Origin of the sequence: Haloarcula sp. CBA1127 (assembly GCF_001485575.1) — an archaeon.
In the GTDB taxonomy this organism is placed as follows: Archaea; Halobacteriota; Halobacteria; order Halobacteriales; family Haloarculaceae; genus Haloarcula.
This window is the reverse complement of the sequence record NZ_BCNB01000006.1, coordinates 205,415-219,064: the sequence shown is the minus strand read 5'-3', so window position 1 is coordinate 219,064 and position 13,650 is coordinate 205,415. Positions and strand designations below refer to the sequence as shown.

General features: G+C 57.6%; 13 protein-coding genes. 2 read left to right on the top strand and 11 right to left on the bottom strand.

Going from position 1 to position 13,650, the window contains the following annotated elements; genetic code table 11:
• Positions 1–38: 38 nt before the first annotated feature.
• From AV059_RS05770 to AV059_RS05760, 3 genes are all read right to left on the bottom strand, one after another.
• Positions 39–968 (bottom strand): polysaccharide deacetylase family protein, encoded by a 930-nt coding sequence (locus AV059_RS05770; protein WP_058992958.1) that lies wholly within the window; start codon positions 966–968, stop codon positions 39–41.
• A gap of 54 nt (positions 969–1,022) precedes the next feature.
• A complete protein-coding gene (locus tag AV059_RS05765; RefSeq protein WP_228841752.1) occupies positions 1,023–2,612 on the bottom strand; it encodes a right-handed parallel beta-helix repeat-containing protein in 1,590 nt (529 codons plus the stop codon).
• A 236-nt stretch (positions 2,613–2,848) separates the two neighbouring features.
• A complete protein-coding gene (locus AV059_RS05760; RefSeq protein ID WP_058992954.1) occupies positions 2,849–4,171 on the bottom strand; it encodes a twin-arginine translocation signal domain-containing protein in 1,323 nt (440 codons plus the stop codon).
• Positions 4,172–4,798: 627 nt separating this feature from the next.
• On the opposite strand from AV059_RS05760, the gene AV059_RS05755 reads away from it, so the two are divergent.
• The gene (locus AV059_RS05755) at positions 4,799–5,596 is read left to right on the top strand and encodes a glycosyltransferase family 4 protein (RefSeq protein WP_369815289.1); all 798 of its coding nucleotides are present in this window, start codon (positions 4,799–4,801) and stop codon (positions 5,594–5,596) included.
• On the opposite strand, the gene AV059_RS05750 is transcribed toward AV059_RS05755, so the two are convergent.
• From AV059_RS05750 to AV059_RS05720, 8 genes are all read right to left on the bottom strand, one after another.
• Positions 5,571–6,989 carry an oligosaccharide flippase family protein gene (locus AV059_RS05750; protein WP_058992949.1) on the bottom strand — a complete coding sequence of 473 codons (1,419 nt, stop codon included), beginning with the start codon at positions 6,987–6,989 and terminating at the stop codon, positions 5,571–5,573. The genes AV059_RS05755 and AV059_RS05750 overlap by 26 nt on opposite strands.
• 143 nt (positions 6,990–7,132) lie before the next feature.
• Positions 7,133–8,182 (bottom strand): DUF354 domain-containing protein, encoded by a 1,050-nt coding sequence (locus AV059_RS05745; protein WP_058992947.1) that lies wholly within the window; start codon positions 8,180–8,182, stop codon positions 7,133–7,135.
• Positions 8,182–8,343, bottom strand: a complete 162-nt coding sequence (locus AV059_RS22295; protein WP_195156626.1) for a hypothetical protein — start codon at positions 8,341–8,343, stop codon at positions 8,182–8,184. The genes AV059_RS05745 and AV059_RS22295 overlap by 1 nt, the downstream gene beginning before the upstream one ends.
• Complete coding sequence (locus AV059_RS05740; protein ID WP_079990733.1) at positions 8,340–9,320, bottom strand: DUF1616 domain-containing protein; 981 nt, start codon at positions 9,318–9,320, stop codon at positions 8,340–8,342. Before AV059_RS05740 ends, AV059_RS22295 begins: the two co-directional genes overlap by 4 nt.
• Positions 9,321–9,326: 6 nt before the next feature.
• Entirely contained in the window at positions 9,327–11,000 is a 1,674-nt protein-coding gene (locus AV059_RS05735; protein WP_228841751.1) for a hypothetical protein, read from the bottom strand.
• 609 nt (positions 11,001–11,609) lie between these two features.
• The gene (locus tag AV059_RS05730; protein WP_058992940.1) at positions 11,610–12,056 is read right to left on the bottom strand and encodes a hypothetical protein; all 447 of its coding nucleotides are present in this window, start codon (positions 12,054–12,056) and stop codon (positions 11,610–11,612) included.
• 64 nt (positions 12,057–12,120) lie between these two features.
• On the bottom strand, positions 12,121–12,411 hold the full coding sequence (locus AV059_RS05725) for a DUF424 domain-containing protein (protein ID WP_058992938.1): 291 nt from the start codon (positions 12,409–12,411) through the stop codon (positions 12,121–12,123).
• On the bottom strand, positions 12,408–13,136 hold the full coding sequence (locus AV059_RS05720) for a tetratricopeptide repeat protein (RefSeq protein ID WP_058992937.1): 729 nt from the start codon (positions 13,134–13,136) through the stop codon (positions 12,408–12,410). Before AV059_RS05720 ends, AV059_RS05725 begins: the two co-directional genes overlap by 4 nt.
• Before the next feature lie 84 nt (positions 13,137–13,220).
• Here AV059_RS05720 and AV059_RS05715 point away from each other — a divergent pair, with 84 nt between their 5' ends.
• The gene (locus tag AV059_RS05715; RefSeq protein WP_058992934.1) at positions 13,221–13,619 is read left to right on the top strand and encodes a hypothetical protein; all 399 of its coding nucleotides are present in this window, start codon (positions 13,221–13,223) and stop codon (positions 13,617–13,619) included.
• Positions 13,620–13,650 lie beyond the last annotated feature (31 nt).

Below are 13,650 nucleotides of genomic sequence, written 5' to 3'. Positions count from 1 at the left end.
CAGTTAATTATAAGTTCATTATCCGCCGAAAGACGAGCTTACCAGTTCTGTTGTGGGGTCGAGCCGGCAGTCCGTTGTGCGACTGTCTCCATCGTTCGAACTGCGAGACCCGGGCCGCGCATTTGATCGATATATGACAACACTGATTCCATCCGCTTGATCCCCGCCTCGTTGATGAGATTGTTGGGATGGAGCCAGAGGTGGAAGATTCCATCACTACCGTTGACCTGATCAACCCCTCGCTGGACCATCTTGACAACGGGGTCCGCCCACAGTGTCTCCGTTATCTGTCGAGCCCACCCTTCGAAGCAAAACAGTAACAGTGACGCCGGGATCTCAACGAGCCCGTGGTCGTCGACACGGGGGTGGACAATGGGTGGAGTAATGCCCAGCGGCGAGCCGCTGACAGCCCGAACCAGTGGCGTCAACCGATTGTCGGTGTGCCAGCGCTGTGGCTGCTGCCCACGGTAACAATGAAACCCCGATCTTGCAAGCACATCACGGTGTGCAATCCGGTTACGTGGGAACACGAAACTGGATAGTTCAACCCCGTAACGGTCGGCGAGCCTGCGACATCGACGTAATTCGGCCGCCGCAACCGCTTTTGTGGCTCCGCTAGACTGGAAATTAATATGTGAAAAAGAATGACAGGCGATCTCGTGGTCTGCCGTCGCGTCGGCAACCGCGTCAATGAGGCCCGGTGCGCACCACATGTCTTCGTGCTCTGATGACCGCTCTCTGTCAAACCACGTCGCATCGAGTGGGTGGTCCGGGTGCCGACCATCACAGTCCTCTAGGAACAGGTGGCCAACGACCGCCCAAGTGGCAGGTACCTCATATTTTTCGAACAGGTCCAGCAACTCCATCCACATCTCTCGGGCGCGCGCGAGACGTCGGTCCGGCAACACCGGGAAATCGACAAACCCCCATGCCAGTTCGGCGTCCAGCGAAATGACGACGGTCCCCATCGATGCGGTGTCTTCAGAATCTAGGGTGTTAGTAACGTTCTCCTTAGCCTGTTTTTAGCGTCGAGGACACCCTACATTGCTGTCAGGAATGTTCTGTCCGTAGTGGTTGTTTCCGAAACGAAGGTTGGCGAACGATTCGACATGTGGCTGGATAACTGCCTCGTTTCCTCGACCCGCCGATGGCTGTTTTGGGTTGTAAAACCAGTTGTGGTGGATCTCACCGCGGTCTTCGGGGACGCCACGGATGCTGATGTGTGTGCCCGGCTCCTCAGGATGCCGGCCAACGTGACGGAGGGGCGTGAAGGTGTTATGATGGATCAACAGCGTCGTCCCACCGGGCTGGTGTGTCCCGACCTGATACGAGGGTGTTTCGGTGCCACCAAAGTGATTGTATCGGACTTCATATCCGGCCTGTCCGGTCCCACTCGCAACTGAATGTCGATTAAAGTCGAACCGATTGTACTCTATAAGCGTGTTGTCTCCGTCTAAACACTGGATACCGTAGCCCAGTCCGCCCATCGGATTATCATGGACGTGGCAATGATGGATATGTGTCGATGTTCGGAGTTTGAGTGCTGCGTGGTTGAATCCCCATAGCTCGGTGTTGTCGATTTCACAGCCTGTTCCCTCGACCGTGACGCCGCTGGATACCGGTGTACTGTACTCCCGATATCCGGTTTCGGGTCCACTGATCCGGAGTCCTGTCAATCGCACGTCTTCGCCCAGACCCATGAGGTGTTCATAATCGGTGACCCCGGTGGAGATCTGGCCACCTGACGCGCCGTCGATACCCCGGTTAGAAGCGAGGGTTACTCCCGCAGGCACAGTTAGCCGGTCAGTGCCGGTAACTGGCGAGGCATCAATGGTAGCGTCGCCAGCAATGTAGACAATGTCGCCGCGGCCGGCAGCATCCAGTGCAGTAAGCAACTCGGAGAGAGTCTCGACCACGTAGCTGGCGTCTGACTCAGGAACCGTGTTCGTATAACTGTCCCCGCCGCCGATCTCTGCAGCCGGCTCTGGAGACTGTTCAAACGGCGAGAGGTCGATCTGCTCCCCGTCAACGTATACTGCAGCGAATGTCTCAACGGGCCCGAAATCGACAATCTCACCCGAAAAGTAGTACTGGTCGCCGTAGCCGTTCCCAGTATATCCGTCAATAGTCCAGGTGTTGTCGTCGTTACGGACGATGCTGTCATTGTCATCGGCGACATCTTCCGTATCACCAGTGCACGGAATCGGCTCACCTGTCGTCGTCAGTTCGTAGTCAAGTTCAGAAGGGTCTTCGGTGGTCTGTATCTCAACGAAATGGTCAGCAGGCGCAACTAGCTCCGAGACTGTAATCACCTCTCCGTTCAGCCGGATTTCGTAGTTTCCACTGGCACTAAAATCGGTAACGACACCGTTAATCTCGTAGCTATCGCCGAACCCATTGCCCGTCTGTCCAATTGCAGTCCATGTCTCGTCGTCGTTTCGTTCGACGCTGTCGTTGGCCTCTGCGGCGTTCTTGCCGTTATTCACCGGGACGATCTCGCCTGTTGTTGTGAACTCGTAGTCCACGTCAAGGGAACCAGTCTCGCTTTGCTGGTCCGTTGAAATGATTTCGAGATTGCGAGAAGATGGTATCCCAAGTGCTTTCGGGATCATCGGCAATGCACCTGCAGCGAGTACGCTTCCCAGTAGTTGTCTCCGTGTCAGTAGTGATCGTCCCTCTTTCGCAGAGTCCGCACATGAACTGGCCCCACGATAACTGTGGGGTAGTATATGTCTCTTTTCGACCATTCACGAGTACGTTACTAATAATGCAATAAAGCGTGATTACGGCTACCACATGTTTCTGGACCAGGTAACTACCAGCTACTGTTCAATTTATTGTCACAGTTTCACACAGTAAGCCGATCCTTCCGCACAGATGAATTTACGAGAGAAAGCGGCTCACCAGGAACCTGAATAGTTGAGTCGGTCACTAGGCATCTGTCTGCACTGGTGAACCTAATTCCGTCCCGCCCCGCTCCCGACTGCTTGATTACGCAGTCCCGCAGTACTGTTCTGTCTCGATCGGCGATAACAACGGCAGTACCGCCGGCTGCATCGCCAGTCACACTAACGTTCTGGAGCGTAATTGGTGCCCCGGTGCCGCCACTGTCCCCACTGACGGCTCTGACCGCATTGTACTCGTCTTTGTCGACGTGGATTGTCGTGTTGCGCACGGTCGAAGAGCCGTGGTCGGGGTGATAGACGATGGCACCGAATCCGGGGCCTGCATCGCTAGTGATGGTGATGTCACAGTCGCTAACGAACTGTCCGGATTGGGCACGTAGCCTAATTCCTCGGACGTTTAGCTTCTCCAATGACGGATGTGGTGGCACCGAATCGACGCGGACCGTGACTCCGTGAGCCGTTGATCCGGTTGATCCAAGCCGAACGTTTGCGATATTGTTATTCGCGTACAGACCGCCTTTGACGTGTACAACGCCGTCACGACCTGTATAATTCTGACTGCTCCGGCCCGGCGCGGAGGCGTAGAGCCCGTTATTGGGGAAGTTGGCGACAGTGCAGTTCTCAAACCGGAGCGTTCCCGCGTGGTCTTTGCCGACGAAGATACCAACGCCGTTTCCCCCTTGATGTCCACCGTCAGGGGCAGTGACATCCCTCACAACCCCTGTTGCATCCGGATCGCGCACGTCAAACCGGAACCCGACGTGTGGTGTCGTCCGGTCCTGATCCGGCAACTGACCACGGAGTCCAATGTCCTGAACCAGAAAGTCTCCATTGGCAATCACCCTGAGAGTGTTTCCGAATCCCGTTCGTGAAAAGTCAAATGCCAGCCCCTGTAAAAGGAGGTCCTCAACACCCTCGAATGCCATCAGTGACTGTTGCTCGCTGGCTGGTGTCGCCGGCTCAAACAACACCCGTGCCTCGGGCTTCGCTCGTAGACCGAAGTTACGAACCGGGCCAACGTTGAGGGAGCCGAGACGGTATGTGCCCTCGGGGAACTCAATGAGGGTATCATCATCGGTGTACCCCTTGAGGACGCTGTCGACCCGTTTCGACCCATCGGGGTCTGCGCCCGCTGCGATGGCGTTGATGACGGTCTCAAATCGCGACTGGGTCGTGACAGTCCCGGGATAGCTAATACCGACTGTCAAGGCCGTAGCGGCGGTCCCTTTAAGAAACCCCCGTCGCGTCCGCTGACCTCCAGTCATTGCCGCCTGTCGGTGTCTGGGACATTATATAATACGCACCTTACCGGCGTCAGGTCGGGTGGATATTGCTGACTTCCCGTGCGGGCACCGGGTTGTATACGCATAACTCCCCTTTACTTATCACCACGACCGGAGACGTTCGATGCAAATGATAGCAGGAATAACCACACGACGCACTCAACCCGCACCAGTGGGTCTGTAACTCCTGAACCGATGGCACAGCGTCGCTCTCTACTACTGATTCATCACCGTGATGTCAGGTCACCGTTCAGCGCGACCGTCCCGCACTATATCTCAACAAAGCTTGCAGCCGCGCACACTGTTCATGTCATCTGTAGCGCCGACAAAGACCACGATGCTGGGGATAGCGGTAACACATCAGTCGTATACCATCCACTCCGTACCGGTAACACCCGCCTCATTTCGACGATAGCGTTCTTTATCATTGCCACACTGTACGCGGCCGTACTCGGGGCTCGGCACCGATTCGACGCAACCTATGGCTTCCAGCGAACCCTCGTTCAGGCCTGGGTTGGCGCTATTGCCGGCGATTCGCGCTTTGTCGCTGGTCTTCAGGTGGTTCCGGTCCGACAGAAGCGTGACTTTGTCACGTCTAGACAGGCAGATATGTCGCCCGCAGAGCGTCTCTCCGTCATGATCTGGGCCGGGTACGCCGCCGCGGTCAAGGTGGTCTTGCAGCGGTGTGACCAGATAACCTGTCTGACCGAAGGGATCCGCAAGGTCACCGAACAGGAGTACGGGCTTGATCTCTCGTCGGCGGCAGTCATTGGGATGGGTGTTGATACTGAAACGTTCGAGCCAGCTGACGGGCGACAGACCAGTGACTCCTTCTCTAGACCACTGACTGTGACATACGTCGGCTCGCTTGGCGCTGCCAGGGGTCTCCCACATGTTATTGAGGCGCTTGCAGAGTGTAGTGTGGCGTTTGAGTTCCATATCGCGGGTGATGGCCAATCCGGTTACATTGATGCAATGCAGGCAAAGGCTGCGCAGCTGGGAGTGGCTGACCAGATCGTCTGGTACGGACGAGTGCCACACAGTGACGTCCCAGAGCTGTTGACCCGGACTGATGTGGCCATTTCTCCGCTAGAGGACATCGAGTCATATCGGATCAGCTTCCCGGCGAAACTTCTTGAGTACATGGCAGCCGGGACAGTCGTCATGGCAACGGATATTCCACCACACCAGCGACTGATTACAGACGGACACAATGGGATCTTGTACGATGGAACCGCAACAGGGCTTTGCTCGGCGATTGAGCAGTGTCTCAATGATCCGGCTCTCGCCAGTCAAACAGAGACCACGGCCAGAGAGACCGCCGAGGCGCATGACTGGGATACCGTTGTCAACAAACACGCCGCGGTGCTGTTCCCAACTGCTACGCCCAGCCAAGCGAGCGTATAGCCTGCCGTAACTGGATTCTGACACCGGAGTTAGCCAACAACAGCCCGCCGTAACTCAACACACCAACCCCGAGTCCAACACTGAGACGAAGCCAGCCGGGATCAAAGAGACGTATCACCAGTGCAACCGTACCAGCCATCAGTGCAGCCGCGACAGCGCTCCAGACGATTCGTGTACGGGGGAGCGGAATGCGGACGAACTGCCGCACGTAATAGATTGACACTACGGCCGCCGCCGCCGCGCTCAGAGTCGTTGCGACCGCTGCCCCACGGATATCGAAGACAGGAATGAGCGCAAGATTGAGTACAATGTTCGTACCGATGGCGACGACACTACCCCGGTAGCCCAGTTGCGGCGCATCCATTGCGTACAGCGCCGGGCCGACAACAAGCTGTACTGACCGGAGAATCTTCTCCAGCATAAACACGACCAGCACAGGATAGCCCGCAGCAGCCGCACTTCCGAAAATAGTTGTCAAAAGGTCGGGGCCAAGGACGACTGCGCCGGCGAACGCTGGAATGGTCGCATATAGCGATAGCTGAACCCAGGTACGGAAGGCGTCTTCAATGCGGTCAAACCGATTCCGTTCGTGCCATTTTGAAATCTGTGGGAATAACGATGTGCGGATAGCGTTAGTCAACAGCAGTGCGACCGCGGCAACCCGCCAGGCAATCTCGTAGACACCGACAAGCGATACCGGGACAAATAGACGGAGGATCGCCACGTCGATCCACTCGTAGACGATTCCGCTGACACTCCCAACGAACAGGTACCGCCCGAACCCGACGAGTGCACGCGCCCGGTCCAGCCGGGGCCAGCCAACGCTGACGTCGAGCCGAGCCATGGCTCCGAGCGTGGTCGCGAGGTCGCCGAGCACGAACCCGAGAACGAGGCCAGTTGAACCCATGCCATTTACCACGAAAACGGCACTCGTTGCAACCCAGGTCAGCTTTCCGAGTACTTTCACCGCTGCGTTCCGATCAACCTGTAGTTCCCCCGCGAGCAGGCGCAGCGCAAGCCCTCGACCCTGTCTGATGATGAGACCTGCAACCAGTATGGGTACAACGCCCGGGATGCCGACATACTGTTCCACATACGGGGCAAATACTGCCAGACCGACCAGCCACGGCAGCAGCAGCAGTGTCTTTACCGCGAGTGCTGATCCGAGAACTTCGCCCATCGGAGCAGTAGCAGAAAGCTGTTTTTCAACCGCCTTTGAGACGCCCAGATCAGCAGGGATATTGAGCATCCCAATGACTGCCTGAAAAAGAAAAAACGAGCCAATAGCTGCGGTACCCATGGCCCGAGTGAATCCGGCAACCGCCGCGAACTCAATAATCGCGAGTGCGATATTTCCGGAGAATAACTTCAGGACGGCCGTTCTAACTTCCATGTAGCAACACCAGTACCTCGTGGACTACGCCGGCATCCATTTGTTAGCGGGAGATTATTTAGCTATAGCATGGCGCGTAGCCATTGAAACAGATACATACCAATGGGACAGGTGGTGGGTGAGCCGGTTCACTCTCACTGCAGTCAACCCCCAGTACGGATAAGCTCGACCATGTGCTCCGTCACGTCACGTTGCTGTGCGAGGAGCCGTTCACGTTCGCGTTCCCAGCGCTCCTCGTCGTCATCAGCCAGCAGGGAGTCGGCCCGGTCGATAGCCGCTTTCCCATCCGCATACGAGTACAGCAGCTCCCGCCTTTCTAGTTCAAGGAAATTATGCATGTCATTATCGCCGACAACGGAATTTATTCGGACAGCTGGTGTTCCCAGCAGGGCAGCCTCAGTTGGCATCGTCTGTGAATCACCGACATAGAGGTCAGCAAAGTAGAGGAGATCGTGGACCAGATGCGGCGGGACAGTGAGCTGATACTGGTCGTACTCGGATGGTAATTCCCCTTCACAGGTAATATACACCTCTCCCTGATCGCAGAGTTGCTCAACAAGCTGTGACCTGGAAGCCGCGTCGAGCCCCTTTTCACCGATATCGTGGTACGCATCCCAGCCCGCCAGTCTGACCACGGTGTAGGTCGCATCTGGGTTGACACCGTGGGCTCGTAGACGCTCGGGATCCGGATTGAACCGGTCGGGGTGAAGGTACGCTAGCTCCTGAAATCCGACTGTGTGCGACCGTCCAAACGGAACGTGAAAATCCAGTCCCGGTGGTGAACAGATATCATCGACGAATGGGAGCGTGAGTCCGTGATACAGCAGTCGAACCGTCCGCGGGCGAAGAACTGTGTCCATGTACACAAGGTTCCGACAGCCCAGAGCAGTGGCGACGTGGACCGCTGGTGGGGCCAGCCGCGCGACGATTACCGAGGGATCAAACTCACGGGCCAAATTGTAGAGCCGCCGCTCTCGCTTGGCGAGCTCAGCCGTCAGCTCCACCAGCCCGTCGCTTTCAGTAGTAAGTGTGGCGTAGTCCAGTCCCTCGGCCGAAAGCAGATCAAGCGTCATTTCCTTCTCACGAGCAGCCACGAGCGTCTCGAAACCTTCTGCTTCGAGCTCTTGGGCGGCCTGTTTGAAGAGATGGACCTGTGCGGGATGGTTGACGCTAAACAGGACTCGTTTACTCATCAGTTGTCTCCCTCGTTGACGTTGTCGTCAATGGACTGGGTTTCCCGGGGGCCAGTATCAGTCGGTGCATACGCGTCTGGTATCTCTGCAAGCGATGCACAGTAAGTTATACTCGAATTAGTTGTTGAGAGTTTGCGGATATCGCAGTCGTGGTGGCTCACGACGACTGGACCTCGACGGGAATTGACACTGCCCTGAGCGCATTGTCCCGCGTCGGTGTTTCTGGGGCCTGTCCCTCATACAGGAGAACCACGATGGTTCCGTTACCCGGTGGCCCACCGGGTTGCACGCTCACCCCGTCTGTTACTGGAGTTGACGGTTGAGCGGTAACAGATGTCCGCTGCCTGACTGACCAGGACTTGGAGCTGTTCTCCAACTGGCGCTCAAAGCCGACAACGTACGTGTACTCCCGGGGTGCATCGCCGTGGTGTTCGATCTGGACTGTGTAGTTCCCCGTATCATCTGGGAAGTAAACGCCCTGATAGTCCTCGATAGTTACATTCCCTGCAGCATTCTCAGTCCCGATTGCGAGTTCGGCGTTCGCCGTTTCCCCGTTCCCGTCAAGAACCACTACGCCAGCGGCAGCGACCAGTACAACTGCAACGACAGCAGCCAGGACCGGTAACACGTCGAAAAGAGACTCGATACCGAGCACTTCGCGTCCGAGCCCGCCGGCTTCTGGCGGTTCCCAGTCTGTAACAGGCCGCCGACTCGCAGCGATGGCACAGCACCCACCTGTTACGATAGCGACGACAGCACAGATCAGCGAGAGGCGTATCCGAGTCACTAGCGATAGTCCGTACAGTACCATCGGGAGTAGCGATGCGCTTGCTACAACCGCGAGTGTCACGCGTTCAACCGGGACAAGCCCGTTTAGCCGGTTACGAGGTCGTGTAGGCGGGGCTCTGTCATCGCTCGTGACTGATTCGACAGTCAACGTCGGGAAGATTGCAGCGACCAGCGCATATCCTGGCGCGAACAGTAACACTGGCAGGGCGACGGGGATCCGTGCTGTCGGTCCCATCCATTCTGGAGACTGCAACACTGAAGCCACCACGGTCGTATAGCTGGCGACGAGTAGCAGATCGGCGTATGGTCCCGTCCGGCGTAGCAGCCGGGTACACAGTGTGCGAATCATTGGTAGCTACCCTGACACCTCGAACATACGGCAGTACTGGACCGCTCCATTGGTGTAAACTACAGCGGAATCAGACGGACAGACGAGTTCTCTTTCAAGCTGTACTTTTCTGAACTGACCATTCGCAGTGATTATTGGCGACCCAGTGGACTGGTAGCGACGGTACACCCGGTCTCTGCTTGCAAAGCCGCCGCTATCGGAGTCGTACGCCAACGGTCGCGACGACTGGTTTTGCCAGAGTGGAAACAACATCCGGTAGGGATGATCGGTTACGACTGTACTCCGGTCCTGTGGCCGGAGTGCTGAGATCGATTCCACCGCAGCCAGCTCCGATTCCGTGTGTGAGTACCGCGGGTACGCTTCCTCAAAGGCAGGATTCTCAAGTGTCGCCTTCCGTGAGACGAAGACTGACCCAGGGAACACAAGCGCGAGAAGTAGCATACAGGCGACGACAGTTCGGGTCTCAAAACGGCGTGTAACGTACCGCAGGCCAAATACGCCAACGATTGCCATCAGGACATAGAGGAACGCGAACCATCGATCCGGAATGAAGACGTTGACGCCAAACAGCGGTAACCCCAGTGTGAATACAAGCATAAGCCCCGCACCGACAACAAATATAGCGGATAGCTGGGTGAGACGGTGTCGCTGGAGTAACACCAGTAGTCCCAGCACCAGCAGACACAGCAGGATCGAGAATCCCATTGCGTCAACAAGGGTCACTGCGGTGGGGACCTCCTGAACGATTGCGGTGGGCAGTTCTCCACTGGCGTCGTTACTGCTGCGCAGGTTGAGGAAGCCGGCACCCGAGAGGTCGCTGCTGAGCAGTACAATCATCCGACCAATGAATGATTGGTCTCCATAGGGCGTAACCGACCAGAACCCCATTGCCAGCACCGTCGTCGTGCCGAACAGCCCAATCGTGTTTACCGTTGGAATCTCTGCGGGGACGCGATCCGCGACGCCGCTGAGATAGTCAGTATAGTCTGCGACGAGTTTGGCAACAACACCGGCACCAAGCAGTGTAAGGACGATGAATGTCGACACTTGATGGACCAGCACGACCGAGAGACAACAGTACAGCGTAAGCCCATACAGTGGCCGTCGGGTGTCGGTGTAGAACAGCTTCGTTAATCCGAACAGGACAGCGGCGAAATAGACGAGACCCAGACTGTTCGGGATAACGTCGATACTCCAACGCAACATGTAGTCGCTCATCGTGAACAACGCTGCGGCGAGAAGTGAGCCACGCACTGCCAGCATATACCGGGCTGTACTGTACACCAGGAGTGGGGTTATCGGAATGACGAGTGCGGCGCTTGCAAACATCGCTGTCCGGAGACTGGACCCGAACAGTGCCGCCCCGCTGACTACGAGTATATGATACACCGGTGCCACCGAATACTTGGATTCGGAGATGGCAGCGGTTGTTCCGGCGGACTGTATGTCCGCGATGAACTGGGTTACGTGAACCCATGTGTCGACGCCAATAAACCCTGGAGTGGTCAGCAGGGCGGTGTACTGGATCACGAGCAGGAGTCCGAGTAGTTCTGCCAGCACGACCCGGGGCCGCAATGCCGATGTCTTGGCGAAAACGATCTGTACAATGATTGCTGAGCCAATGACGCTGCTCAAGAGGTGGAACTGAATCGTCCGGCCGTTCTGGAGTGCCCCAAGCAACGCCAGAGCTCCAATTCCAATGATGACAACTGTCTCTCCGACTCGTACCGCGTTCTTTTCCAGGGATGCTGTCGTGTGCGTGCGTGATTCGGCGGTTCGACGCCACCCCGCCAGATATGTCAGACCAGCAACCCCACCACATAACGGGACTATGAGAACAAATATCTCTGTTGTGAACAGTACCAGTGGCGCGAGTAGTACTGTGGCAATTACTCCGACACAGGCGATAGCAACATCTCTTGGAACGGACTTGCGACTGATTTTCGGGACCGACGGCAGGTTCATGCTTGGCCGTCAGCTGTCCTCCACCAGATCATGGTCCCTCGTTGCGTGATCCGATACTTTGTTAACCAGATCTTTCGGCGTAACCAGCCTGAAGCCGGCTGCTTTCGGCGAATGAGTGTGTCGTACTACCACGGCACACGGGTGTGGTGAGCAAAGTCTGTGTTTTCTCGCTAGTCAGACACTTCGGGATATGTTGTGTACTGCTTAAGAGAAGCAGTACTAGCTATAACTTCGGTAATGGGTCGTTATCAGATGGATGAAATATATTTCAGAACTCACCGTACACAGGAAGTCGTCCGCTATCGACGGCGGGAGCACACCGTCCTACTCGGAGTCAGACCCAGCAGCCATCGCGTGCTGTTCCCGATAGGTCTCAAGCAGGTAGTTGTCCCAGACGAGATCGCCGAGAACGTGGGCGTACAGGACGACAGCAGTAAACAGTGCCAGCGGCTCGGAGACGAGCCAGAGGCCGAACACGACTACACCGCCGATGAGATGGTGACTGAGGAGTCGCTGGAGCGGCCAGAGGTCCTGCGAGTTGAAGATCTCGTCTTGATCGAATACTACGATCTTCGGATTGCGGAGGCAGCGGCGGAGCGCGTCCCAGTCGCCGGTCTCCAGTCGAGCCACGGCGAAGTGGTCGAAATCGATGGCGACACCGACGACGACCGCGTAGCCGACGGCGGCCCACCAGGGAAGCGGGATCGGGAGAACGGCGACGCCGGCAGCCCCGACAGCCACGGAGACGAAAGCGTGGTCTCGAGAATACATACGTGTCACTCTCGACGGGCGTGTGCAAAGACTGTCGGGGTCGGGCGTGCGGTAGCGACCGCCGTTACATCCAGAGCAGTTGCGCGTGGCGCGTCTCACCCAGGTCGAGGACGTTCTCCTCGTCGATAAAGCCGTGCTCGACGGCAACGTTGACGGCGTCGTCACCGACAATGTTGGCGACCGAACAGCGGGCGAGACTATCGACGATTTCGTCTTCGGTGGCCGTTTCGCCGCCGTAGAACTCCTCGTTGACGGTGAGCGAGACGGGGCCGTTCTCGAACGTTTCGCCCATGATGTCGGGGTCACAGACGGAGACGAGCAACCCTTCGTCGGTGTCGCGTTCGTTGAGTATCATTCAAGCAGTTGCTGTTCGGCCTCCTCGCGCATCTCGTCGACCTCCTCGGCAAGCTCCTCGGCGCGGTCGAACTCGCCGACCTCTTCGAGGGCGCGGGCCTTCTCTTCGAGCACGTCGGCGTTGCGGAAGCCGAGGCGGACGGCGTTGTCGAACGCGTCGATAGCTTCGTCAGCTAGCCCGCGTTCGAGCAGGAAGAAGCCGCGGTTGTACCAGCCCTCGCCGAAGCGAGGATCGATTTCGATGGCGCGCTCGGCGTGTTCGAGTGCCTGTTCGGAGCGGCCGGACTTCCATAGCGCGTACGCGAGGTTCGTCTCAGCCGTGGCGGCGTGGTCGGACTCATCGTCGAAGTTGAGGGCTTCCTTGTACGCGCCAATGGCGGCGTCCCACTCTTCGAGTTCCGCGTGGGCCGCGCCCTTGTTCGTCCAGGCCTCCTGCTTGAGTCGGTCGTCGTCCGTGTACTGGGCGACCCGCTCGAACGTCTCGGCGGCCTGTTCGTGGCGGTTGATGTGCATATACTCCAGACCGACATCGAGCAGTTGTCCGGGGTCAACGGCGTCAGAGGAGACATTCCGCTGGTCCAGCAGGTCGGTGACGACACGGGAGTCGACGGGGTCGACCTTGTCCGGGTCGACCTCGAACTCCGGCGGTTCGAGATCGAACCCCTCGTAGGGGTCGTCGAACCCCTGGCCCTCGGAGAAGGCGTGATCGTCGTCGTTGTCTGTCATACTACCTGATTGACGGCCAATCCGGTTAAGGGCTACGTCCACGGCTCGCCAGGATTTAGGTGTCCTGCGACCGAATTCTCGGCTATGCGGGATCCACTGGCAGTAGACGCGTTGCTCGTCTTCTTCGGGGGTGTGTTCGCAGTCGTTGGCTGGGCTGCTATCACCTCGAACGCGGCCCTGCTGTCACTGCCCGCCGCTGGAGCGGGCGTTGCTGGAACGCTCGTTCTGGCGGCTTTCGTCGGACGCTACTACGCGCAGTTATCGGCGCTCTGGCGCCCGGTGTCCAGTCCGGCAGAGACGCCTGGGGAACGAGCGCAGATGGGCCTCCTGATTGTGGCGGTAATCCTCGCCCGGCTATCCCTTGGTCTACTTCCCGATACCGCCATCCCCGCTCTCTTCGGCGTCGCGCTCGCACTAGTCGTGCTCGGGTTCGGACACGGTCTCTGGCGATGGTATACAGACCCAGACCATAGCAGCTACTGACCCCTTGCCGTTGCTTTCTTGCGGGCGGGTC